The 25,874-nt window shown below is 52.0% G+C and carries 11 protein-coding genes and 1 pseudogene; 1 reads left to right on the top strand and 11 read right to left on the bottom strand.

Going from position 1 to position 25,874, the window contains the following annotated elements:
* Positions 1–549: 549 nt before the first annotated feature.
* The 11 genes and pseudogenes from G477_RS20075 to G477_RS20055 all read right to left on the bottom strand — a co-directional run bounded on the left by G477_RS20075 (position 550) and on the right by G477_RS20055 (position 22,912).
* Complete coding sequence (locus tag G477_RS20075) at positions 550–5,307, bottom strand: S8 family serine peptidase (RefSeq protein ID WP_051288160.1); 4,758 nt, start codon at positions 5,305–5,307, stop codon at positions 550–552.
* 266 nt (positions 5,308–5,573) lie between these two features.
* Positions 5,574–6,584: a hypothetical protein gene (locus tag G477_RS0116750; RefSeq protein ID WP_026698898.1), complete on the bottom strand. Its 1,011-nt coding sequence runs from the start codon at positions 6,582–6,584 to the stop codon at positions 5,574–5,576.
* Positions 6,585–6,914: 330 nt separating this feature from the next.
* Positions 6,915–7,110: pseudogene (locus G477_RS21730) on the bottom strand (transposase family protein); the annotation flags it as partial.
* A gap of 273 nt (positions 7,111–7,383) precedes the next feature.
* On the bottom strand, positions 7,384–10,473 hold the full coding sequence (locus tag G477_RS0116740) for an S-layer homology domain-containing protein (protein WP_026698896.1): 3,090 nt from the start codon (positions 10,471–10,473) through the stop codon (positions 7,384–7,386).
* 481 nt (positions 10,474–10,954) lie between these two features.
* Complete coding sequence (locus tag G477_RS20695; RefSeq protein ID WP_051288158.1) at positions 10,955–12,901, bottom strand: S8 family peptidase; 1,947 nt, start codon at positions 12,899–12,901, stop codon at positions 10,955–10,957.
* Positions 12,902–13,339: 438 nt separating this feature from the next.
* Positions 13,340–14,722 carry an N-acetylmuramoyl-L-alanine amidase gene (locus tag G477_RS20690; RefSeq protein WP_026698895.1) on the bottom strand — a complete coding sequence of 461 codons (1,383 nt, stop codon included), beginning with the start codon at positions 14,720–14,722 and terminating at the stop codon, positions 13,340–13,342.
* 1,777 nt (positions 14,723–16,499) lie between these two features.
* Positions 16,500–18,347 (bottom strand): C40 family peptidase, encoded by a 1,848-nt coding sequence (locus tag G477_RS20060; protein WP_051288156.1) that lies wholly within the window; start codon positions 18,345–18,347, stop codon positions 16,500–16,502.
* A gap of 348 nt (positions 18,348–18,695) precedes the next feature.
* A complete protein-coding gene (locus G477_RS0116720) occupies positions 18,696–19,058 on the bottom strand; it encodes a hypothetical protein (RefSeq protein WP_026698893.1) in 363 nt (120 codons plus the stop codon).
* A 1,174-nt stretch (positions 19,059–20,232) separates the two neighbouring features.
* Positions 20,233–20,394, bottom strand: coding sequence for a hypothetical protein (locus tag G477_RS21300; RefSeq protein WP_156897385.1), 162 nt, complete (start codon positions 20,392–20,394; stop codon positions 20,233–20,235).
* A 54-nt stretch (positions 20,395–20,448) separates the two neighbouring features.
* Positions 20,449–20,625 carry a hypothetical protein gene (locus tag G477_RS21425; RefSeq protein WP_170203904.1) on the bottom strand — a complete coding sequence of 59 codons (177 nt, stop codon included), beginning with the start codon at positions 20,623–20,625 and terminating at the stop codon, positions 20,449–20,451.
* A gap of 226 nt (positions 20,626–20,851) precedes the next feature.
* The gene (locus G477_RS20055; RefSeq protein WP_051288154.1) at positions 20,852–22,912 is read right to left on the bottom strand and encodes an FAD-dependent oxidoreductase; all 2,061 of its coding nucleotides are present in this window, start codon (positions 22,910–22,912) and stop codon (positions 20,852–20,854) included.
* Between the two features lie 319 nt (positions 22,913–23,231).
* On the opposite strand from G477_RS20055, the gene G477_RS0116695 reads away from it, so the two are divergent.
* The gene (locus G477_RS0116695) at positions 23,232–25,517 is read left to right on the top strand and encodes a stalk domain-containing protein (protein WP_026698891.1); all 2,286 of its coding nucleotides are present in this window, start codon (positions 23,232–23,234) and stop codon (positions 25,515–25,517) included.
* Positions 25,518–25,874 lie beyond the last annotated feature (357 nt).

Here is a 25,874-nt window from a genome sequence, read left to right as displayed (position 1 = left end):
AGGCGAACAGGCTGAATATCCATGCGTACCTGCGCTACCTGTTGGAAACCCTGCCGAACCTGCCCTCCCTGGAGCCCGATGTTCTAAAGGAGTACCTGCCGTGGGCGCCGGCCATGCAGGAAGCCTTTGTCTTCAAGCTGGAATAAGCGTCACCAGCGGCCGATGGGCCGTATGCCGTTCTTGAAAAAGAGAAAGGTATACGGCTTTTTGGCGTGCCCGAGCAGAAGGCGACGACTCCGACAGGATCAGCGCCGTCTGAAAATCCCTTCTTCCCCGGGAGAGGGGAAGAAGTAGTTGAAGACAAGCCCTGCGGAAAGCGTTCGCCTGGAGCGGCAGGCACGCCAGTGCCTGCTTTCCGTACGTATTCTTTGACGCTTACGCAACCCCGCCACTCGAGGCGAGAGGTACGTCGAGGTACGGTCCCAACCTCGTCGACTGTCCACAGTAAGCCCGCCATACAAGCAGCAACGCTCACTCCTCGTTTCACCTGCTTTACGTCACAAAAACGGCCCGGGAAAGCAGAGGCTCTCCCGGGTCGCGGTACTGCGTTTATTCGATTCCCATCGTGCGGTAGAAGACCGCTGCGGCTTCGCCGCGGGTCGCTGTGTCCTGTGGATCGAACCGGTCGTTGTCCCGACCTTCGATCCAGCCTGCCTGCGCTGCTTTTGAAACAGCCTCGGCGGACCAGTCGTTAATGTCGCGCTGGTCAAGGAACGTCGCCGTTCCTTCCTGCATCTCGCCGTCCAGCTCATAGGCACGCACGAGCATGAGCGCCATTTCTTCGCGGGTGATCGTGTCGTCCGGACGGAACTCGTTTCCGTCCCCCTCAACCACTCCTGCTTCTGCGGCAGCCGCGACGTAATCGGCATACCACGCGCCGCTGTCAGTGTCATCAAAGGTTGGAGCTTCTTCTGCTTCCAGCTCGAAGGAGCGGGTCACAAGTGCGGCAAATTCCGCCCGGGTGACATCGCCTTCCGGCTGGAAACTGTCGTCGTCCATGCCTTCAATCACTTCGCGCGCGGCCATCACGGTCACGTAGTCTTCGGACCAGTGGTCGACTGCATCATCAAATGTACGCGCATTGTCAACGGCGACGAACGTCGAGAAGTGGTCCGTCGTGAACGTCAGCGTGCCGTCCTCGGCATTTCCGCCTTTGAACGTGCGCTCGCCGTCGTCATCGATGTGGTAGCCGACGATGGTGCGAGGGTCGCTCTCCTCCTCGTTCACATTCATGGTGATGGTGACTGCATCACTAAACTCATCCATCGATTCTTCGCCTGCCTGAACGGATACTTCCAAGGCTTCAGAAACAGCATTGTCTTCTTCCGTTTCACTCATGTTCAGGCGGATACTGCCTTCTCCAGCTGCCGCCATCTCTTCTACCACACTAGAAGGGATTGTAACAGAAGCATCAGCACTTTCCACTGTTAGATGACGTTGTTGCTCTGCCGTTTTTTTCAGTTCTTCCTCTGAAAGGTTTAATTCTCCGGTTTCCTCTTCCACCGATAGAACGACTGTCTCTCCTTCTTCTTCTAACTGCGATTCAATTTGATTCAGATGTTCTCCATCCTGCTCCTGCTCTTCTTCCACTGGAGGACTTGGAACAGGAATGCTGCCGCCGCTTGGAGCTTCGGCTCTCGTTACTTCGTACGTTTTTTCTGTCGAGTTGCCGGCTGCATCGAAAGCTTCCATCTCAAAGGTATTGCTTCCTGTTTCAAGATCAAGCGACACTTCGACCGTTTCATTCAGTTCATTGTCTGCAAAAAGGTCCTCACTCGTCACTTCGATCACCTGTGATCCGTTGACATATAAATCAACCGCGTCGTTATTGTCCGTCAGCGTCACAGGAACTTCTACGCTGCTGGAGCCGTTTGGTACATTTTCTGGTGCTTCACTTAAGTCAATCTCTGGAGCTGTGCGATCTACCAGCAGCGAACGGGTCACCTCTGATTGGTCTCCTTCATTATCTACTGCTTCGAACGTGAGCTCCTTAGTGCCTTCCTCAAATGCGATACTTTCACCGAAGGAATACCAGCCTTCGTTCGTCTCTTCAACATCCAGCTCTTCTTCGTTGAGTTGAAGCGAATCCAGCCCGTCTTCCGCAAAGACTTGGCCTTCGACAATTTTCTCATCAACGTTGGTGATGGTATTTGGCTGAGGAGAATCCACGATGAGACTGAGATCACCGTCTACATATGTTTGTTCTGCAGCACCTACATTATCAGCATAATCAATTACTGCAACTTGAACATGGTCTCCTTCCTCCAGGTTCTCATCAAGACTGAACTCCTCTACTCCACTTTCCATAAACGTTTCTTCTATCCCATTGATCATTACCTGAGCAGCAAGAACATCAGACCCGTTGGCCTCTTCTTCCCATAGAATCGTGTTTTCATTTTCTATTTCTACATTCGAAACCACGGGAGGGGTCGTATCAAGGACGAATGGGATATCGTATGTCTGAGTTTCCGTATCATCGAAAGGAAGAGTGGTTTCATATTGAATGATGTAATCACCATCTTCCACCAGATTCCCTCCTATCTCTCCTGTCCACAATGCTTCTTCCAGCAACGTTGAAGGGACCATACCTCCGTCAAAATAGCTCTTCGGTAGATTCTCCTCTTCTAAGATCGTCTTTTTTTGATTCCCTTCTTCATCCAAAAGGTGTACATTCAACGACTCTACATTTCGTAGAAGGGACACCTCTGGAAGCAGCATGCCTGATTGCGGCGAAAATGCTAGATTTTCTTCGTCCACTTCCTCTGTGAATGGATTTAGTCCGAGTGGCAGCAAGTTAAATCCGTCGAAAAGAAGCAGCCCTGTTCCTTCAGGAATTCCATCGTAAAAAGCTTCTTCTTCATGGGCTGCCGGATCCACATGCGGTGCATCTCCCCATGGTCCATCAAAACCTGAAAAAGGGACGGACAGCTGCGGAGCATCATCATTGACCGCATCAAAAGTGACAAATCCGTCTACGAAGTATCCATTCTCGAATGCCTCCACTGCCGAAACGTAGGCGCCGGCCTCCTGATCATAGACTTCCGCATCTGTTGTATCGACATGAATGGTAACAGACGTTTCTTCCCCTGCCTCTAAGTGAAGCTCTTCCTCTCCACCCTCTACGTTGACCTCAGCACCTTCGAGAGGTCCTGCGTCATCAGAGACACGATTGCCATTCACCTGCATGGATTGAACGGCAGTATCGACATCATACGTTACCTCTTCTTCGCTGAAGTTTCTTACGTCCAGTTCGAAGCTGGTCGTTTGTTCAAACTCCTTCAGTGCAACGGTGCCTTTATTCGTATCGCTATACGTTACCGTAACCGGCGTCGATCCAGCGCTGTAAAGGTTCATTTCCCCAGCACCTTGTCTTCGTGGAGAATAGAATGTTTCCCATTCATTGTTCTCCGCAGAATCCAACTTCGGCTCTGCGGTATTCATCATCATGGTCTCCGCTTTCTGTGCTTTCTCGAAACCACTCAAATCAAACAATTCTTCCACACGTTCCAACATCAAGGCACTCCCACCAGCTACATGTGGAGCAGCCATCGAAGTTCCGCTCATCACGCCGTATTCCCCTTCTTCCAACGTAGAAAGAATCTGACCTCCTGGAGCCGTAATTTCCGGCTTGAATTCAAGGGTCGGCGTTAATCCCCAGCTCGTGAAATCGGACATCTCATTCATTTGAGGATTTTCTACCGTCTGGGTTCCTTCGGAGAAATCGACTGTCACGGATGTGTTTTGCATCTCCTCGACGAGTTCCATTCCTGCTTCATTGGACATCCCTAGATGAGGAATTTCAATCTCAGGATCCGACGCCAGTGAAATGGAGCCCGGTTCATTATTGACGATGATACTTCCGACAGCACCCCTGTCTTGCGCGTTCAAGGTTTTCTCGGTAAATGGGTTTTCTCCACGCATGGTGACAACAATCTTGCCTTCGACATCTTCATCCAGTTCTTCAAAATCACTTTCCTGGCCAAGTCCGGCATAAACAAGTTCATATTCGCCATCAAGGACGTCCTGGGGGTCGTAAGCAGAATAAGACCCGTATGGAAGTGTATTTGTTTCTTCTCCCTCATAGCGGAGCAGATCCACCTGCATGTGGGTGTTCTCACTGGAGGCGACGGAAATAGAACTCTCGGACACCGAAGGAGCCCCTACAACCCCGGTTTCCGGGTTAGCTGCAAACGGTTCAGCATAACCACTCCCCATCCGGTCCGAGTTGCCTGCGGAGATAGAAACAATCAATCCATTATCCTTCGCATTCTCCACGGCCTCCTGCTCCGGACTTTCTGGTAAAGAGAAGCCTGCCGGAGAACCGAGGCTGAGGTTCAATACATCTGCTCCAAGCTCTACAGCATCTTCCATCGCTTGAATGTAGACATCACTTGACGTCGTCTGTAATTCAGGGTCATTACCAAACACTTTTAAATTTAATATCTGTGCGTTCGGAGCTACCCCTTGAATCCCACCTTCCTCCGGGTCTCCATTCGCAGCAGCTGTCCCTGCTACGTGCATACCATGACTTGCATCTGCCATTATATCTCTTGTCACTTCGTCTTGATCCATATAATTATATTCATATGGAACTTTGTCCGTCGCAAAGGCACCAGGTCCATCGTGGCCTTCTACGTCCTCCTCAGTAATGGCCGTTTCTACGCCTTCATCAAGAACGAAATCCTGATGTTCCGGATCAGCTCCGCTGTCGATAACGCCGATAACCATCCCTTCACCATCAAACCCGTAAGCATCGCGGGCCTGCTGTGCTTCAACCATTTCAGAACCGAAATTCGTATCCGGTGTCACTTCCGGTCTCTCATACTCCTGTACCGGACTTACTCTCTTAATACCCAGCAGCGACTCCAAACGTTCCGCTTCTTCTGGAGTTACTTCTGCACTAAAGCCATTCAGCACTGTTTGAAACTCCTCTATGTACTCAATGTCCAGACCTGCGTCTGCTACTGACTGCTTGACAAGTTCTTGGGAAGATACAATTTCTCTCTCGAAAGCTTGTTGTTCTTCTTCGCTTAAGTCCTGGTAGGACTGCTGCTGCATAGTAGCTCGTTCAATTCCGGACAATTCTTCTAATTCAATAATAACGTCCACTTTCTCATCTGCTTCAGCACCTGTTATCTCTTGAAGCTCTGACAGACCGTCCCGCTCCTGTGTTTCCGTGTGATCTGAAAGAGATGTCACTCTCTCGCCATCTCCAGTCGTCTCTGCCGCTGCCGGTGTCACTGCTGCTGAAGAAACCAGTAAAAGGCCAAGCGTCACTGCTGATAGTTTTGTTCCCTTTTTCCGCATCCAACCCCTCCTATGAATTTAAAAATCAGAACGAAGGATGGTAAATATTCAATAATCATCCAAAGTCCTTCGTAATCCAAAATATATTATTTTCAGAATAATGTCAATTCTATTTATAGATTTCTGCGTCATTTCCAACAAAGTAGTCGATCCGCCTATGAAAAAGAGCTCCCCACCCTTTAGGTAGGAAGCTGCAATAACGGGACCATTCTCGGCACGCTTGTTGATACGAAAATGAACAGAAGCTTACTATTCAGATGATACTTTTACGTCGACATACGTTCAAACTGGATCGTAGAAAATTTCGTTATGTCTTCTTCACCTTGGTTCACAGCCACAAACTCCGCATCCTGATTCACATCATCCCATGCTACACTTCGAAATGCCACCGAACGTGCATTGACCGGAACTAAAGATAACACATGGCGGGAGAATTGATTTTCGATCAGCAATTGTTGTTTGGATTCTTCGATCTTCTTCTCCATTAGTCTAACAAATCCAGAAAAAGATTCATTCCGAAGGTTTTCATTTAAAAGCTTCTCCGCAGTACGCTGCTGGATGGAAAACATCTGCCCGGTGAAGGAATTTAAATGAAAGCGATACATGAGCTCCATCATTTGATCAACGTTTTCCGCACTCGAGAATTCAAGAACAGAAGTATTCAACTCAGAGATGCCTGTTTGAGCGGCTTCATTAAGTTGGTCTATGCTGTTATAGGATTCTATATTCTGATACAATTCATGCCCGACTGAGTGCCTTACAACAGAACCCGCATTGATAAACTCATTCGTACAAGCCTCAAAATACAGATCCATAAACTCTTTGAAATTGGCTGCCTCTCTCAAAGTTTCTATTGTAACGACAGAAGAGGATTTTACTTTCGCGCTGAGATCAATACCATACTCATGTATCATTCTGTCAGCTATTGGAAGCCTCTTCGCTTTTCTTAACTTTCTGATGGTTGCACCATCCAGAAGAAGCTCAGAATCATTCTGAAGCTTCCCATCAACATCTAAAAGAAAGAACAGTAAGTGGATTCTATTACTAATCTCTTTAAAATAATCCTCTTCGAGCAACAGTTGTTTCGAATGCTCCAATATGTGTTCTAGATTTTTCGCTTCAGGCAGCTCCCTCTTTTCTTCCTTAGCCAATTTAGCATCCAGCTCTAAAAAAAGTTTTTCTTCATCAATCCCTATAGTTACTGAAGCACGATTTAAATAGCTTGGAACTGCCTTTCTCACGCTGCTGTCTACTTCTGTTGCCGAAACTTTATACATTGCCATTCTCCTAACGTTCTCTTAATCATGCACCTCCTTAAACTATAGTTCTTCCTGGGTGAGTAATCAACCATTAGATGAAATTGAACGCCAAGTCATTGGTAAGATTAATAGGACAGCTATAGAATTTAGGATTTTGTTTATTTCCTTCAGCTATGTATCTAAACGACTTTGAACGTGAACAACGTTGTTATGCTACTTCATGATAAATAATATTGGACAACTCTCATTGCGGTCAACGATTCTGTAGGAATTGCTTCGCGCTGCCTATGAAGTCACACCCCTGGATCCTATGCAAGTTAAGCGCCTCATTCTATTTCATGTTGTGTCCCTGGCATCTCTCCACAAAGCTATACTTCTCTGCAAATCGCTTCCCGCAGGCACAAATGTACCGCCGGCGGCGGTAGAACAGCACCGTTGGCCGCTCCCACATTTTCAGGTGCTGAATCTTCTCCAGGCGGTAATCATGGATGGTCTTCGTTCGTTGATCACAATCCGGACAGCGATGGGGCTTCCGCTTCAATTCGATATGAAGGTGCAGCTCTCCTTCCAGCCTTTCTGATTTATGCATATCGCTTTTTCTAACCCGTTTAGTTGTAGAGTGAATTATGCACATAGAGCCGCCTGAACTTGTTTCTCGACAACTCAAGTATCAAAGATAGCAGGGTCTGCGTGCTTTTTGTGTGAATTGTTTTCCTACCCCAACATATATTTTAGAGCCATATTTTAGAGCCTTTCTTATACTAAAAATAAGACAAGCCAGGGAGTATATCCCTGACTTGTCCATAAACTTTCTTAATTACAATGCTTCAGCAATTGCATTTTCAATTAGCTCATCTGCTTCGAGGAAGGAATCTAGTTGATCTTCCGTGAAGTTACGTGGATCTTCTTCGTCACCATCAACCGTAGTTACGTTATTGAGGACCCATTCGGCCACAGCAACTTGTTCAGCACCCGATAGATCATCAAACGCATCGTTGCCATATTCTACAATAGCCTCGCGAACCTCTGTAGTGGAGGCATTATTAAGATCAAGACCACTTCCATCGGTCTCATCGCCATTGAAGGAGCTTAGAGTATCGTCATGAGTATCCATAGCCTGTTCAAGAGCTGCTAGAACATCATCACTATCATCGAAGTCTTCTGCTTCATCATCTTCACCCAGATACTCATCATCAATAATGATTTGAGCAATTTCAAGACGAGCTTGAGAATTGTAATCATTGATAAATCGTTCTGCTACATCACTACCTTCTTGCTCTAGAGCGATGAATGTAAGAGCCGTTCTTACATCAGAAGCGGAAGTTGATTCATTAATAGTTTCAATCGCAGCTTGAGTATCTAGGCCAGAATTGACAACCTCAATTTGCCCAATAATATCTTCTACTACATCATTGATGTCTTCTTCAAAATTAACGTTATCCGCGATTTGATCTCTATAGTTTTCTAGAGTATCATCATCTGTTTCGATATCGGATGCATCAAGTTCAGTCACAGCTGCAAAGTTCTCAAGATCTTCTAAGATCTCGTCAGTATCCTCGGGATTAACATCACCGTTATCATCAGAGGAAACATATTCGCTTAGTGGATCTACAGCCTCTACTTGCGCTGATGCATTACCTTCTAGAATCACTTCTGCTTCAATTCTTGCAGCATTAATGTCTTTAAGGACGTCTTCATCTGCATCTTCTAGATCATTGTCGTCTACTAGTGATTCCATTTCAGCTCGATAGTTCGAACGTGCAGCAGAGTAGAATGGTGCATCACCAATGATATCTTCATCATCAATGAAAGAAACATAAGAATTGTAAGCACTTTCGAATTGAGCGTCTGTATTTGCTTCAGCAAGTCGCAGGAAGCGATCGTGAGCACCTACGCGATCTTCTAGATCAGCGAGTGTAGTGTCATCTTCGTCATCCTCATCGTCAGCAGGTACAAACTCGAGCAAAGCTGCTGCATCATCTAGATCATCACGGTCGAAGCTAGCTTCTGCTTCACGGACGGCAGTTTCAGCAACATTAACGTTGATGTCATCAATGACACCTTGAACATCGTCAAGGGAGATGTCATCATCGCCATTGTCTTCGTCTAGAAGTTCAATGAGGTCTTCTCGATAGCTATCAAGCTCATCTTCATTGACTCTATCGAAGTTAGAGTTCAAGAAGTTCAGTAGATTTAAGTCACTACCTTCAAGAGCTTCCTCAAGATCTTCCAATACTTCTTCCGTAGTGGAACCATCTTCAACGTCTTCATTTACATCGTTGACGAAGTCTTGAACATCCTGGAAAGAAGATAGCGGCTCGTCCAACTCTCCCAGAGCGACAGCATATTGCTGGGAGTTGTCAGAGTTTAGGTTCTCAAGACCATACGCATCTTCAAATGCTTGAAGCGCTCTGAAGATATTCAGTTCTCCCTGAGCACTGTTCAAGTCATCAAGCAGTTCTTGAAGATCAAAGTCAAGCTCAACACCGTTTACAGTCCAAGTGCCTTCTGGGTCGTCAGAAAGACGCTCTTCGAAGTCGAATGTTGCAACTGTTTCGCCTTCAACGAGATCCTGAGATTCAACTTCTACTTCTTCACCTTCGTTGTTAACAACAGTCAGTGTAGCATCTTCAACTGCTTCGTCGAGCTCGTTGAATTCAACTGTCACGCCGTTACGGTCGAGGTTGTCGATAGAAGTAACCTGGAGGTTGAAGTCTACTGTGAATTCTACTTCTTCAGAAGCGCCGTCAGCTGTAACTCGAGCTACGTGATCTCCTGCTGGAAGGAATTCAAATTCAGTAGATACTTCGCCTGCTTCGTCGATTTCAACTGTTTCAGATGCTGCTGCATCTTCATCAGTGTCACCAAACGCGAAGATTTCGAATTCTACTTCAGTGTCTTCTTCTACTGGGCCTGTGATGTCAGCAGCTACCGTAGTTACGTTGAAGTTGTTTTCTGCTGTAACATTCTCAACACCAACAACATCGAAGTTGAAGTCTACTGTGAATCCGTTAACTGTGAGCGTACCAACGAGACCATCAAGGTCATTGTTTTCGTGCTCGACAGTGACTGTTTCGCGGTCTTCAGAAACAGAGATGCCAGTAACTTCTGGAGTTATTTCTGTACCATCTTCCAGCTCTACGCCTACTTCAAGAAGCTGCTCGAAGTACTCGTTAGAAGAAATTGGGCCGTCCAGCTCTACCTCGAAGCTAGTTGTGCTTGTCTGGTTGATTCCATCAACTGTCAGCGCACGGTCAGCAATCTGGTTTTCAACGATCTGGTTTACGTTGTCGTCACGGTAGAGGAATGTCGCGAAGTCTTCACGCTCTACGTTCAGGCTTGTGCCGTACTGTGTTTCGCTGACACCTTCAGTAAGACCTGCTGCAACAAGTGCGTCAATGTTGGAAGCGTACTCGCCGCCGAATGCATCGCGGTCTTCGAAGTCGGATTCTGGAACATCTGTGTTGAGGTCCAGAACGCGAGTCAGGATCGCAGCCATTTCTCCACGGTTCAGAGAAGCTTGTCCGTCGAATTCAGTAGCGGAACGACCGCTGATGAAGCCGAGTTCAACTGCTTTCGCTACTGCTTCATAGTAGTAGTCGTCTTCGTCGAGATCCTCAAAGCCTGGGTCTTCTACGTCTGTAAGGTCCCAGTTGAAGATTCGGGAGAAGAGGAGTACTGCGTCGCCACGACGAAGTTCAGTGTCTACGCCGAACTGTCCGTCACCGATACCGAGGATGAACTGCGCTGCAGCCATGTCGTTGACAGCGTCCGTGTAATATTGACCTTCCTGAACGTCATCGAAAGACGTGTCTGCTGCTGCGGATGGTGCTACGGCTGTTGCCACCAGTGCTGTTGCGACACCAGTTGCTAGAAACTTGCGGTAAGACTTTGGTTGATAAGCCATGTAAAAAATTCCTCCTTTTTTGTATGTACAATGCAAGATTGTACGAGACTTTCTGTTTCATCCTGCAAAAGTTGCAGTAGAAACCAGTCTGCCCAATGTAACCTGCAAACTTAAGTATAATTTCCTCAAATTGTATTGTCAACCATAATGTACGACAATTCCAATAGATTTCCGTCACTTCTTGTAATATGGTAAATGGTGAAAAGAAAAGTGGGATGATTGGTAGATGCATGTGAGGAAATAAGGGTTAAACTTGCTGTTGCTGGTGCCATGGGAAAACTTTATCCTTTCTTAGTCTACCACACTTTTGCCATATAGAAACCGTTCCATTCATTATTTACACCTTTGTTATCAAATTGTTACATTTCAGCCTATTTTTCCGCCATATAATTTGAAACAATCTTGCAGCCACTCCTCCGCTGATGGGCGTAAAGAGATGGCTGCGTCATCCAGTTGTGTGACGAAAAACAACTACCCTTCGTTAACGGGAGCGGGTCCTGTGGAGCATCGCGCTGAATTCTGCGCGGGTGACCGGATTCCCAGGCCGGAAGGTACCGTCCGGGTATCCCTGTACAACCCCTGCATCTGCTAGACGGATCAAGCTGCCATAGTAGAACCGGTCTTCTCGAACATCGGAGAACGCCGGCGGTGCCGTGGTCGAGGAGAAGTTGTAGACATTGTGGAACATCACGGTCAGTTCCCCGCGGCTGACAGGCTGGGACGGGCGGAACGTACCGTCCGGATACCCGTTCACCACTCCCCGCCTGGATGCTTCCGCGATCGCGCCGGCTGCGAAGTTGGATTGGCTCACATCGTCAAATCGGGTCGTCGTCTCGCTCGTGCTCCATCCTTGATCGCGGGCGAACAAGGTGACGACCTGGCCTCGCGTCACCTCATTGGACGGGCGGAGGGTGCCGTCCGGAAACCCTCCAAAAATCCCTTCTTCGACGAGCGGGGCCATATTCGACAGGTACCATGCTCCTTCGCTGACGTCACTGAACCGGCTCAAGACAGAGGCGTAAGGATCTGCGAGGCGGATGCGGAGCGCGCGCGACTGGACGGCCTCCGAGGGGGGAGAAGCCGCTTCTTCCACCGTCACGCTGTACGTATAATCCCCGTCTTCATTCACTCTATCCGTATGAGAGAGCTCCTCTCCTTCGTAGATGGTGTCACCATTCCTGCGGAGCGTGTATGTCACCTCTGCAGACGCTCGGCTGCGGTCTTCCCACTCTACGTTGATGTCCGCATAGTCAGTGGTGATCGCTCCTGCTTCCGCATGCACCTGCCGGACTGGGCGCGCCGGCCTTGGCTCAACGGTCATCTCCGCCGGAAACTCAATCCTGCCATAGCCGGTTTGTCGGTTCGGCTGTGCCTGTCCGAGCGGCTGCACCCAATCCCGGAGCTGGCTGCGCATGTCCCCGCTGGATAACGAAGGCTCTGCCTCCTGCATCAGCGCGAGCATGCCGCTCACGAACGGGGTGGCCATCGAAGTCCCGCTTTTCGTCTGATAGCTCGACCCAGCGTCCGCACTCGTCAATGCCACCCCCGGAGCGGCAACTTCCAGCTGCGGTCCATAGCTGGAAAATGGTGCGCGCTGGTCCAGGCGATTGACTGCTCCCACGGCAATCACTTCATCATAGCGGGCGGGGAAATCGATTGTCGTGGTCTGGTTCTGTTCTTCCCCACCGTTGCCTGCTGCGGCCACGAGCAGCATTCCTTCTGCCTCCGCCCGCTCTACGGCCCGCTGCAGCATCGCACTGGAGCTGACGCCGCCGACAGACATATTCAGGATGTCCACGTCAGCCTCGAGAGACCAGTCAATGGCCCGTGCCATCACGGACTGCGTGCCGCGCCCGCGCTCGTCCATTACTTTGAGCGCGTACAAATCAACGTCCGGTGCCACGCCGGCTACGCCGGATGCATCTGGTGACCTGCCGGCGAGGAGCCCGGCCACATGGGACCCGTGACCATTATCGTCAGCCCAGTCGTTGTTATCATTAAAGAAATTGTACCCTCCCGCGACGCGGAGATCCGGGTGGGCATCCGAAATGCCGGTGTCCATGACGGCTGCCCTGACCCCGTCTCCGGTAAGCCCCGCATCCACGGCAGTCTGATGATTGATTTGATTCAACGCCCAAGACGTGCTTGCAGACGTGCTCACCTCATCTACGGACGTGTCTAGAAAGACCATTTCATCGCGTTCGACCGTATCTACGACATCTTTCGCTTCTACTTCCGAGATGATGGATGCCGGCATGTCGACAACAGCAATATCGAGGTGTTCGAGATGGTACTGCAGGTCAATCTCTTCTTTTTCAAAATCTGGGTCTTCTCCTTCTTCCAGAATAAGAAAGTATGTATGGCTGTCGGAGGGAAGGGAGGCTGCGCTCAGGAGCAGCAGCAGGATACAATAGAGGATGTATTTCATATAGATGCTCCTTTCTAAGGTGTCGGTCAAATTCTCTTCTCTCCAGTCTAGCGGAATGAGCGGGAAAAAGGTACGGATAGGAAAAAGTTTTCACCAAAAATCCTACAGAAATGAAAAAGTCTCATGCTGTTCCTCCGAGAGGCAACCGCTGTGGGATAACAGCACAACAGCAGGTGCTGCTCGCAGCGCCAGAGTCGGACGTTGCTCGTTTTCTATAGATAGAAGACGTCTCCACGAAAGCCTCGTAATGAGAGACCAAAACCACAAAGCATCCTTTGCTCGGTACGGCGTGCGCCTCATCCTTTTCGAGGGAAGAAAGGTTTCTTCTTCCTTCTCTCGCAGCGCACGAAGCTGTGGTCTACGTGCTCCAAAATTTTATACTACAAAAAACCCCGCCTCACACCTGAGTGTAAGACGGGGTACAGCCGGGTCCACGCATTAGGAGCGGCGGTCGTAATAGTCGATAATACCTTCATACAATGCTTCTGCTGACGCCTCACGGAAAGCATCCGTGCGCATTCTTGCTGCTTCCTGGGCATTGGTCATGAATCCGAGCTCAATGAGTGCGGACGGGATTCTTGTGTTACGAATAACGTAGAAGTTCGCCCGCTTGACGCCTCGGTCGACGGTGTTCAGCTTATCAAGCATCTGGGACTGGAGCGTTTCCGCCAGTGTCTGGCTGTTACCGGCCCAATACGTCGTGTTGTAAAACGTTTCTGACCCGCGTGCTGCTGTAGCACCTGCAGCATTGGCATGTACGCTGATGAAAATATCGGCGTTCGAACTGTTCGCCTGTCGAACTCGATCCTGCAGAGAAGGGAACCAGTCGCCTCGACGGGTCATCAGGACTTCTGCTCCTGCTGCCTGCAATTTCTGTTCGAGGCGCAGGCTGACATCGAGGTTGATTTCTTTTTCAACGACGCCATTAGCAACTGCACCTGGATCACTGCCGCCATGACCTGGGTCGATCATGATGGTTCGTCCCTCGAGACCTCCACCTTCTCCTGGATTCAACGACATGTTCAAGTAATGCATCGACACGTACCCGCGGATGGAATCATTGGAGATGAGGGCCCAGTTGCCGGTACGGTCATGGATCTGTACTTCGTCTCCGCGGTAAAGTCTCCCGATGGAGCTGTACTGGGTCGATGGGTCCGGCCGGACGTTCAGAGTGTCCGAGTTGATGACAACACCGGTGCCGATGCTGTCTTCCAGGCTGACGGAATCCACTTCCGGTACGTATTCCGGATACAGGGTCCGGGCAAGCATCAAGGAAAATTCAAGACGGTTGATGTTTCTTCCCGGTCCAAATGATCCGTCCGGGTACCCGTTCGCGATCCCGCTGCGGCCGAGCGTTGTAATGTTGTTATAGAAAAAATGGCTTGGCGACACATCGGTAAAAAAGGAGCTCTGACGGCTTTCGTAGTTGAACGAACGCGTCAGAATTGCTGCCATCTCTTCCCGGCGGAGTTCTCCGTCCGGACGGAACTGGCCGTCTTCGTGCCCGCCGATGATACCGGCTGCTGCCATGACGGCGATGTCCCCTTCAGCCCAGTGTCCATTCGTATCAGGAAACGGGGCTGAGCCTCCGGCATTCATGTCCAGGCTGCGGCGGATCATGGCTGCTGCTTCCCCTCTGGTTACATTGGACTGCGGCGCAAATTGTCCCGGCGCCATACCTCTGACGATTTCGTCGGCAGCAAGCCGCTCCACTTCAACCGCATCCGTATCGTTAAATGAAGTGCCTGCCTGAACGGGTGAAACAAGAAATAGTGAGAACAACATAGCGAGAGCCATCGTCAGTAGAGTGAGTGTTTTCATATCTGTCGTGCACTTCCTTCCCCCTATTTATTTGTAGGATATATATGTATCCGGACATCGCGTAAAAGCGGCATACGGCTAATCTTGTCGTGCAGTTAAAACCACCACTTTGCTCTGCACGTCGTGTATGCTGCGATCTACATGCTGCCGGCTGAACATGATTTGCAGGTCATTGGGCACAGCCGGTCAGGATATAGGTGAAAGCTGAATAGCAGACAACCGAAACCGCTGTTTTCCCGTGTTGAGCATGTTGGTGCGCGCCGACTTCCCATGCACCTGGTCACGGAATCACCACTTTTCGCCATTGTCCTGCGTTAGATTGCTGCGTCAGCCGCGCCGCTTCCGCCGATGCAATTTACAGTATATCATTGAATCTCTACAATTCTTATGCGTCCTGAGGCATGTTTTTTGTCACACAAGAGTAATACAACGAGCATGAAAGAGATATTTGGAGAACGAATTATCTGAACGCCTCCCACCGATTGTCACTGCATCCTAATTTATCATAGATTTTTCGAGATTATTACATCTGTTTTCGATTTGTTATCGGATCAGGTGATGGAAGACTCAGAAAAACTTTTCGCGGAACGGGGCTTTTCGTGGTGGGAGAAAAATGGAAGGAGGTCAGGGAAGGCTCCTTTGGATGAGATACCGCGTCAAGCTGTCGACTTCAGAAAAAGATGCTTCTCGCTGAACCCCTGGATGTCCAGGAAAAAGAGAAGCGTCCCTGCTGTAACAGCAGGGACGCTTCTCTTTACTTTAACATGATTTTCTATATCTACCGAAAAAAGGAGGACGGTAGAGCTTTCAACCAATTACTCTTATTATACGGATAAGCGGCGGAAAAAGAAAGAGTTTTGTTTACAGGAATGCAATCTGTTACCAGCTACCGGGTCCCGGAGGTCCTTCGATGGTCGATGCGCCGCTGCTTTTCCGCAGAGGGAACAGTCACCCCCTCGACTCTTCCCCCTAAGATCCAAGACAGAAAACGGGAGGCGCCTTCCCACTGCAGAACTTTTTTTTCATATTTCCGGTTTAAAAGCGGGTGCTGCGTGGAATTACTAAAACTAGGAGTTGAAACCACCACTTTCATCTCTCCCCCCTATTTACCGACGAACGATGTTCGAAGGTGCAGCCATCACCCCCGTCCCAGGGTTGATGGTTGTTTTTTTATTTCTTTGCGGTCGAAGGTCGATCTTGCCATTGTTTCTTCATTCGTGATTCCTTGATCATCCAGCATGGAGGCATCCCTGCAAAAACGAGAAACTATTTACGAAATTGGATGTTTAAGGTTGGGTTTCATGTGGTAATTCTACTTATAAGAGTTGAAACCACCACTTTCATCTCTCCCCCCTATTTCTGCGGAACATAGATCCGCGGTAATATGAAGGCAGTCTCTCCATCCCCGTCCCAGGATGAGAGGCTGCTTTTCTTATGCAGGCCCTCTCCCATAGAGGAAGATAACCTTGCAGATAAATTTAGAAAATATGCAGGATACAGGAAATTTTTCAATGGATAAGGTTTAACGTTGAGGCGTACGTGGTACATAATAAATATGAGTTGAAACCACCACTTTCATCTCTCCCCCCTATCATTTATATTGCCGTTGTACGTACGTATCACGGCGCAGGAAAAAGCAGCATGCACCCCCGTCCCAGGGTGCCATGCTGCTTTTTCTTTGTCGTCCTGTCAGGTCGTTCCTGCTGTTATACACACCTGACAGGCTACTATAAAAAAGGACGCCGCTGCGCAGAGCAGGACGTCCGAAATGTCTTTGTTAGTTGACGCGGCCGGCGCCGAGGTAGCGCTGGCTCCAGTAGGAGGAGTCCATGCTGGCGACGGTAATGCCGGTGGAACTGCCGGCGTGGATGAACTGGCCGTTGCCGATGTAGATCCCGTTGTGGGACGGTCCGGCGCGGTACGTTTCAAAGTAGACGATGTCGCCGGCCCGCGGCGTGGAGACACTCGTCGTGACGCGGTGCTGCTCTGCTACGGTGCGCGGCACGCTCACGCCGTTCTGTTTGAAGACGTACTGGATGAAGCCGCTGCAGTCGAAGCCGGACGGCGTGGTGCCTCCCCATAGGTAAGGCACCCCGACGTGCTCGGACGCATCGGCGATCAGGTTCATGACGTTGAACGAGCCGCTGCTCGTGTTATCCGGTACCGCTTCGCCCTGGTGAATGTCGGAGACTTCTTCGAGCTGCTCCCACGTGGCCTGGTTGACGAGGCCGTCAGAGACGAGGTTCCACTTGCGCTGGAAATCCTGCACGGCGCGTTTCGTGACATCCCCAAAGAAGCCGGTCGCATTGCCGCTGAAGAAGCCGCCAGCGCGCAGCCGTTCCTGCAGTTCTTTGACGTCGTCGCTGCGGACGCCGTGCTGCAGCAGGACGCTGCTGTTACTGTTTCCGGAAGAAGCGCTGTCGCTGCCGGAACGGCTGTCGTCGTAAGGATCCGCGGAGGCGAGCGCGCGGTACGTCTGTGGACCAGCGACGCCGTCGACGCTGATGCCGGCCTGGCGCTGCAGGTTTCTTACAGCGGTCTCGGTCGCGCTCGTAAAGGACCCGTTCACGGATCCGCTGTAGTAGTTCAGCTCTTGCAGCTTCTCCTGCAGCAGGCGCACTTGAGAGCCGCTGGCACCACTGCGCAGCACATCGGTGAGCTGCGCACTGCTGGACGACCCGCCGCCGCTGCCGCTGGATGCATTCCCATTTGACCCGGATGTGCTTTCGTCTTCTGAAGCGACTTCGTTGTTCGGAGAGGCGCTTTCCATGGCGCGTCGGGTCTGTGGTCCGGCGAGGCCGTCGACGGTGATGCCGGCGGACTGCTGGAAGGCGCGGACGGCTGCCTGGGATTTGGGGCCGTACTGGCCGCTGATGCCGCCGTCGTAGTAGCCGAGTTCGCGCAGGCGCCGCTGGAGGTCTTCGACGTGGCTGCCGCTGTTCCATGGGCGGATGACGCCGCTGGAGGCGCTGTCGTTTGTCGAGGTGCCGCTGCCACTGCTGACGCTGCCGGCGGTGTTGGATCCGTTGATGTCCTGGTTGAGGCGTCCGAGCGTCTGCGGACCGGCGAGGCCATCGACGGTGAGGCCGCGGGCGTTCTGGTAGTTACGGACGGCGCGCTGGGTTGCCTGGTTGTAGCTGCCGGTGGCGTGCTCGTGATCGTAGAAGCCTAACTTATGTAGGGCCGTCTGCAGGCGGGTGACGCTGGTGCCGGATGTGCCGGGACGCAGGACTTGTCCGGTGCTGATCGTCTGCAGGGTGCGCTCTGCGATCGCTTCGCGGTCCGCGGATGCTTCACCGGTGCGGGTGGATGGGGCGCTTTCGGTGCGGAGAGCGCCGAATGTCTGCTGGCCGGCGATGCCGTCGACCTGCAGGTTCTCGCTCTGCTGAAAGCTGCGTACGGCCTGTTCGGTCAGTGGGCCGAATACGCCGGTGACGCGGTAGTCGTAGTGGCCGCGTTCTTTTAATTCTTCCTGGAGGGCGGAAACGCTGCTGTTCTGCATGCCGCTTCGGAGCGTTTGATCCCCGAACGATGCTTCGATGACGGTTGGGGCGGCGAATATGACGCTCCCGGCAGTGATCGTTGTGGTAATGGCTGTCCTTACGTGTGCAGGTGCTGTCGTCATTCCCATTGCCTCCTTTAAATTCCCTTAGGACTCGTCCAGATTTTTGACCTCTATGTGTTATTATCGGTGCTTCGGAATCAGAATCACAGCGACCTTTGTCCCTACATTTTTACTGGAATAGTCCTCTTTTGCTGTTTATTATCTAAAAAATCTGAATATAACCGCAGATTCATGGAAAATCCCGAATGCTTTTTTACAACAAGTTCCTATTCCCTTGATCCGAGGCGGAGAAACCGGGCCTTTTGATGGGAGGTTGTTGGTTTTAAGGAAACATACGTTCTTTTTTGGGTAAAAGAAGGGGACGCCCCACGCGTGGTGGGACGTCCCTGTCTTTGGTGATGCTGGTTGTTACTCGTTGTTGTCCATGTCGTTGTTCATGTCATCGTCCATGTTGTTATCCATGTCGTCGTCCATGTCATTGTCCATGTCGTCATTCATGTCGTTGTTCATGTCGTCATCCATGTTGTTATCCATGTCGTCATTCATGTCATTGTCCATGTCGTCATTCATGTCATTGTCCATGTTGTTGTCCATGTCGTTGTTCATGTTATCGTCCATGTCGTTGTCCGCAGGATCGTCGTTCACGTCGTTTTCAATTGGGTCGTTGTTTAGGTTGTCATTGAGGTCGTTGTTCTCTGCGTCACCGCAAGCAGCAAGTGCTCCAAGAACAAACACGCTCGAAAGGATGGATAGGCTGATTTTTTTCTTCATTGTTACATTCCTCCTGGGAATTCTTCAGATTGTGTCCCTTCTTTATTGGGGACTAGAGTCATCATACCCCGTCTATCCGTGAATAGATACGGCATCTGCAGGTTTTGCAATGTCTTCCATACTCTGCGGCAAAGTTTTGTGAAGCCGTGGGACGAGTGTGTAAAATTACAGTATTCGGAAACTGGCGATGCTGAAGGCAGCCGCATCGAAGGGGCCTGCCTGGATCTGGTGCAGCGTGGGTTTCCGGCGCGGGGGTGGGCGCCGGCGGAAAGCACGTCGACTCGCGTTCAAAGGGTGTCGACTGCACCGTGGAACCTCGACGACTCGCGGCAAAAGGTTGTCGCCCCGGGGAAAAAGCTCGCCACATGGGGACCGCCTCGCCACTGGAGGCGAGAGGTATGTCGAGGTACGGGGCAAACCTCGTCGCCCCGAGCGGAAAGCTCGCCATACGGCGGGGGCTTCCCTTTTCTTCGCCCTCCGGCTGCCGAGGCAGCCGCATCGAAGGGGCCTGCCTGGATTTGATGCAGCGTGGGTTTCCGGCGCGGGGGTGGGCGCCGGCGGAAAGCACGTCGACTCGCGTTCAAAGGGGGTCGCCTGCACCGTGGAACCTCGACGACTCGCGGCAAAAGGTTGTCGCCCCGGGGAAAAAGCTCGCCACATGGGGAGCGCCTCGCCACTGGAGCCGAGAGGTACGTCGAGGTACGGAACGAACCGTGACGCCCCGAGCAGAAAGCTCGCCATACGGCGGGGGCTTCCCTTTTCTTCGCCCTCCGGCTGCCGAGGCAGCCGGCTGGTAACCCACTCCATGAGCTCGTTGCCGCGCCGGCGCTGGAGGCAGCCGCATCGAAGGGGCCTGCCTGGATCTGGTGCAGCGTGGATTCCCGGCGCGGGTCGGGCGCCGGCGGAAAGCTCGTCGACTCGCGTTAAAAGGGGGTCGACTGCACCGTGGAACCTCGACGCCCCGAGGGGAAAGGCTGTCGCCCCGGGGAAAAAGCTCGCCACATCGAGACCGGCTCGCCACTGGAGGCGAGAGGTACGTCGAGGTATGGGACGAACCGCGACGCCCGCAGCGGAAAGCTCGCCACACGGCCGCCGTTTCCGCCGCCCCTCTCTCTCCAATGAATGAAAAAAGCCCCTGCCCCAGGGGGTTGGGGGCAGAGGCGCTGCGTGCGGTTTAGACATCCGGGTCGTCACCGCCGATGTTGTCGTCGGTTTCGTTTTCGACCGGATCGTTGATCGGCTCGTTGTTGATCTCGTCCTCTTCCATATCGCCGCAGGCCGCTAGCGCGCCTACGAGGAACATGCTTCCCAGTGCGGTCATGAGTGATTTCTTCATGTTTGCTCACGCTCCTTTTTTAAAATCGGGTGTCGCGGAGATGCTCCGCTGGCGTTACATGCCGTCGTTGTTGATATCATCTGCTGGATCGTTCAGGCCGTCGTTCATCTCATCGTTGGATTCGACTGGATCGTCCGCCGGGTTGTTGTCGAGGTTCTCATCGCCGCAGGCAGCCAGAGCGCCGACTGCGAACATTGCAGAAAGGGCGGATACGAGTGCTTTTCGCTTCATGCTGGTGCCTCCTTTCGTGATTCATCTTGACGTTCTACTCTATGTATATCACGCCGGTGCAGGCGTAAAACCTGCCAGTGTTTCTTTTTAGAATGTTTGAGATTGTGCTGTATTTCTGTGACATTGTTCGATGTGCTTTGTTTAATAAAAGGATGCAGGAAGAAAGGCTTCCTCCAGCTCCACCAATAACCGGACCGGGCGCTGGGCCCGGTCCGGTTTAGATTCATTATTGTGGCTGGGCGAGGTCGTCGGTGCTGGACGCCTGCAGGATGGAGGCGATGATGTAGTAGCCTTCGCCTGCATTGATAACATCGTCCGCGTCAAGCTCCTCGTGGATGTGCTCGTCAACATAGCCTTGCTGGACGAGTTCATCCCAGGCATTGTCCGCTCCGCCGTCCAGTCCGTGCAGCATCTGGGCCGTGTAGGAAGCTAGTTCTTCTGCGGTGAAGCTTCCTTCCAGGCCTTCGATGGCTGTATTATGGTGCGGGAACCAGTGCTCCGCTTCTTCGCTCTCCGCGCCATGGAAGCGGACGTAGCCATTGTACATGATGCTGATGAAGCTTTCTGCGGCCAGTTCCTCGTCGACATACAGGTCGTTGTCATATCCTGCGCTGACGAGCGCATAATTCAGCATAAACTGGATCGCTTCGTCGTAATATTCTCCTTCGTACGGATAATCGAGATCGAAGGGCTCCACGAACGCGCCTTGATCCAAGAGCCGCTCGCGCATGTCTTCGATTACTTCTTCGTTCTCCGTCATCTCGCGGAAGGTCATCTCCTCTTCCAGAGACACAGCAGCTGCCGCCCCGGCGCCTTCTGCTGCGGCCATCGTTGTCGGAACGATCCGCGCGCTGCCCGCTGCGTTGGAGGTGAAGCCGGCTGCTTTACTAGCGACTAGGAGGTTGTCCACTTCCTGCGGCACAAGGGAACGGAACGGAATCGCATACTGTTCCGGTGCGCTCAGGATGAAGCCCCAGTCGTCGAGGCTGGTGGCCTGCACATCGACTTCATACCCGCCGTAGCCGACGCTGTCCCAATGATCGGCGTTCGTCCACACATCCGACATCGGCAGCATGTATTCTGACTCCACGTGACGGGACTCCCGGACGTATAGTTCCTCTGGATAATCAATGATCTCCGCTTCTTCAAATCCCGGGAACTCCTCACGAAGGAATTCCACGACATGGTCAGTCTCCCGCTGTCCGCGGTCGACAGCTGCTTCTACCTGCTCCTCATCTGTTGCATCCACGCCGAAGAGCTGCAGCGCATTAATGAAGAATTCTTCTTCCCCGTCTTCGTTCATGACGCGGTTCACGTTCAAGCCGCGGAGCCGGGTATCTTCTTCCTGCGCCTCGTACATCGTGTGGATGTCGGTGAAACCCCAGGCCACGGTATCATTGATGCCTGATGGTCCAAAACGGTCATCGGCAGCTACTTCCCCTACTGCTTCCCAGTCAACATCAGACAGACGGATCATGAGCGTGACAGCCATGAGGCGCCCTTCAATATTCATGTCTTCCGCGCCCATGTAATACGGTGCTCCGGCTTCTGCCGCGATGTCCGCATCCTGGGTGGCATCGATGAAGCGATCACCGCTCACCTGCTGCTCGCCGTGTTCATTGTTGACGGTTATCCCGCTGAGGGCGCTGCTTTCATCCACCTCAAGGTCTGTGACGTCGGTTTCCAACAGCAATGTAATGTTATCCTCCTGCTCGACCAGATAGAGAAAGGCCGCCTTTCCGAGATCAATATCAAAAGCATCCTGACGCCCTACCATGTGATGCCATTCTTCAAAAATGCCACCGATGGCGTGTTCGCCGTCTTTACCGTATACGATGTCAAGGTAGTTGAGCATGCCGTACGTATAGAGGCCGCCGAGTCCGTCTCTTTCTTCAACGAACAGGACGTCCGTGCCGTTTCGGGCTGCAGATACCGCGGCGGAGACACCCTCCGGATCCCCGCCGATGACAACCGTCTCATAGTGATCCTCAATCTGCGGGTTCTCATCTCCCCGTTCGATGTCATCCATGATGGCGAATAACTCTTCGTTTTCGGACAAATCCCCCAGCTGATCAGGATCCTCGACTTCTTCTCCGAGTTCTCCTTCAGCGTCTTCTTCTGTTTCTCCTGTGTCATTATTGGCCGCTTCATCCTGGGCCGCCTGTTCCTCTTCCTGCTGCTGCCGGACTTGTTCATTATGATCATTGACCGAATCCCAGGATAGATAGCCTGCTCCAAGGACAAGCAGCAATGCCGGGATTAACAGCAGCATACCGCGGTTCTTCATCTAAAACGCTCCTTTTATATGTTGGTTCTTTTTCACGATTGTTCATAGACATCTTTCTTAGTATGCCACATCCTCCCCCCTCTTGAAAAGGAGATGTTCACGTCCCCTGTCATGATCGCTCCTTCTGTATGAACGAATCCTTTTCAGCAGTGCTGTTGTTTGGACCTGCGGGAAAAGCTCAAGGTTTTTCCGTTCTTTGACATTGAATTGTTATGTAACTGTAACCATTAGACCCTCGAGTCCTTCCCTCTATTATGATATGGTGATAGATGGAAGATTTATCAATATGCCTACATATTTTTTGGGGGAGGACATGAACATGAATAAAGGATGGAAAACAATGGTTGCTGCTGGAATGGCTGTCATAATGTTTGCTTCTTCTGCGGTCATGCATGCGGAGCGGGCGGAAGCCTCATCGCATTTTGCCACAGTGATGGTGGATGGAGAAGAACTTGATGCCCCTGTGCGGGCGTTTATCGAAAATGGCACGACGATGGTGCCGATGCGGGCCATTTTTGAAGCATTAGGAGCGTCGCTTCGATGGGACAACGATGCGCGTGAAGCTTCTGCTTCCAGAGACGGAATGGACGTGCGGCTCGGAATCGGATCGACACGCGCATACTTAAATGGAGAGGCGCAGACGCTTCGTACGGCGCCCTCCATTACAAACAATCACACGATGATGCCGCTCCGCTTTTTAACAGAAGCGCTGGGGAGCCAGATTGCCTGGGATCAGTCCTCACGCACCGTGTACATTTCGGTGAACGGAGATGCGGAAGTGCCGCCATCCCAGCCGGATGGCGTCCGCGTCTTCATTGACGACGAAGAGCTGCAGTCAAGCGTTGCTCCAGTGAACCGCAGCGGCACGACGATGGTGCCGATGCGGGCTGTCTTCGAAAAGCTCGGTGCCTCGATGCGCTGGAATAACGACCTCAGAGAAGCCTCTGCGGTCCGTGACGGCAATGAACTGCGTCTGCGCATCGGCTCAACAACCGGCTACGTCAACAGCAGCGCCCACACTCTGCTGCAGGCGCCGGAGATCATCGACGGCCATACGATGATGCCGCTCCGCTTTGTCAGCGAGGCGTTTGGAGACCAGGTCCGCTGGAATCAGTCCGAGCAGCGTGCAGACATTACGCGTCAACAGTCCGAATCAGACGTGTCACTGACCGCTGTGGAGAATGCATTCGTCGAGTTCGACCGATTTGAAGTGCCGGATATCGACACCGTCTATTTGGATGGCAGTGAACGCTATGTCGATCATGAACCTCTCTTTGATTTCGTCGAGGATAATGCGGTTTATACCGGCGGTGGCGTTATGGTCGACGGGGAAACGTATCCGCTCGTGGAGCATGAGGGCAGCCAGTTGATCAGCGCCCGCGACTTCGCCCGCCTGATCGAAGGTTCACAGCGCTGGCAGTCACAGTCCCGCTACCTTGCTTTTTCGACAGGGAACTCCCTTGCCGGCCTGAACGTGCTGGATAAGATGTCCTTCGACTTCCCATCCTCCAATACAGTGATGGATGTGGACAGCTACGGCGATACGAGACTCCTGATCAGCAACAGTCCGGAGTCGATCTATGAGGATACGGTCGATGGCGACAGCGGTACCCTCTGGCATGACGGAGTAGAAGGCCTCAGCGACGAGCAGAGCCACCGTATTTTCGGTCACCATCATAATCAGGTGGATGAAGACCTCCGCTTCGGCGCTGTCTTAACAAACACGTCGGACGAGCCGGTCCTTGTCGAAGATATCCGCGGTTTGTCCAGCTTCAGCTCCCGCGGCTGGCCGATCACCGACATCGGCATGCTGCTTGCCGGGCGGACGCTGGACGGCTCGCTCCGCCCTTCCCGCGAGCCGGTACGCGAAGTGGAACCTGGGGAATCCGTTCAGATCGGCGGACTGACCGCCGAAGCCGGAAACATGCTTGGATTCATGTTTGAATTCGATGTTTCTCCGTTGGAAGATGGTACGGAAGTCGACTATGACGTGCGCACGGTCGTGTCGCACGACCTCGACCTGGATCTTGTTGATACCGACCGTGACCTCATCGATCCGCACCCGGTCCACCGTCACTCCCGTGGATCGTATGCGTATCACGGACTGCAGGCGGAAACGCCGGCGTTCGACGTGAATGAGGACGACGTGATGTACTCCTTCACCAGTTCTTCTGCACCGAATCCGTTCGCTCAGGAATTCAGTTATGATCCGGAGCAGGCGGTCGGCACCCGCGGCCAGTACGGTGCGGAGTATCATGTGACGGTTCCGCTTGCGAATCCGACGAATCAATCGCGTACCGTCCAGCTCCACATGACGGGACGTGGCGGCTCCTATGCCGGCGCCTTCCGTTTTGATGAGGACGTGTATTTGTCTCCATCGCTCCGTCCGATTACCGAGGCGGTCCGCCTGCATGAAGTGGAACTGGAAGCAGGGGAGACGAAAGACCTCTCCTTCACCATGATGCACACAGCCGGATCTGCACTGCCGGTAGGCGTTTCTCTGACTTCTCTGGATCCAGCTGAAGAGCCGGAAGAAGAGGATGAAGACGAAGAGGACGATGTACCGGAAGAAGAAGATCCGGAAGAAGATGACTGGGACGAGTAATGTCAGCACCATTGTGACGTAACTGTTCCCGACCTGAACGGCACCCTTGGTGGTAACGGAAAATAAAGAACGCCCTCGCGCTGGAAGCGGATCTGCTTCCGGCGCGTTTTTTCTGTACCGGTGGCATTCCCGTGGCGCGGAGGGGGCAGCCCGTTTTTGGAGCCGCGCCGCTTCTTCGTCCGTGCTGACAGTCCTCTGTGCGGATGTTTCTTTGCAGGCATCACTTGCCGCATGCCTCTGCAGTGGGGAGGCGGAAGGTGCTCTTCCGTGTGAGCGCGTAGGGAGGTGGCTCCAATGGAGAGCGGAACCGTCCCGAACGGGCTGCCAAGCGGCGCGTTTCGTCCTCTCGTTGGCTCA

Source organism: Alkalicoccus chagannorensis DSM 18086, assembly GCF_000429725.1.
GTDB classification, from domain to species: domain Bacteria; phylum Bacillota; class Bacilli; order Bacillales; family Salisediminibacteriaceae; genus Alkalicoccus; species Alkalicoccus chagannorensis.
This window is presented reverse-complemented; position numbering and strand designations above follow the sequence as displayed.

Excerpts from the sequence above, each read along its gene's own strand:
- G477_RS21300 (WP_156897385.1), bottom strand. The coding sequence starts at position 20,394 with ATGAAGAAATCACTCATGACCGCACTGGGAAGCATGTTCCTCGTAGGC.
- G477_RS21425 (WP_170203904.1), bottom strand. The coding sequence starts at position 20,625 with ATGAAGCGAAAAGCACTCGTATCCGCCCTTTCTGCAATGTTCGCAGTC.
- G477_RS20060 (WP_051288156.1), bottom strand. The coding sequence starts at position 18,347 with ATGACGACAGCACCTGCACACGTAAGGACAGCCATTACCACAACGATC.
- G477_RS0116740 (WP_026698896.1), bottom strand. The coding sequence starts at position 10,473 with ATGGCTTATCAACCAAAGTCTTACCGCAAGTTTCTAGCAACTGGTGTC.
- G477_RS20695 (WP_051288158.1), bottom strand. The coding sequence starts at position 12,901 with ATGAAATACATCCTCTATTGTATCCTGCTGCTGCTCCTGAGCGCAGCC.
- G477_RS0116750 (WP_026698898.1), bottom strand. The coding sequence starts at position 6,584 with ATGTATAAAGTTTCGGCAACAGAAGTAGACAGCAGCGTGAGAAAGGCA.
- G477_RS20075 (WP_051288160.1), bottom strand. The coding sequence starts at position 5,307 with ATGCGGAAAAAGGGAACAAAACTATCAGCAGTGACGCTTGGCCTTTTA.
- G477_RS0116695 (WP_026698891.1), top strand. The coding sequence starts at position 23,232 with ATGAATAAAGGATGGAAAACAATGGTTGCTGCTGGAATGGCTGTCATA.
- G477_RS20690 (WP_026698895.1), bottom strand. The coding sequence starts at position 14,722 with ATGAAAACACTCACTCTACTGACGATGGCTCTCGCTATGTTGTTCTCA.
- G477_RS20055 (WP_051288154.1), bottom strand. The coding sequence starts at position 22,912 with ATGAAGAACCGCGGTATGCTGCTGTTAATCCCGGCATTGCTGCTTGTC.
- G477_RS0116720 (WP_026698893.1), bottom strand. The coding sequence starts at position 19,058 with ATGAAGAAAAAAATCAGCCTATCCATCCTTTCGAGCGTGTTTGTTCTT.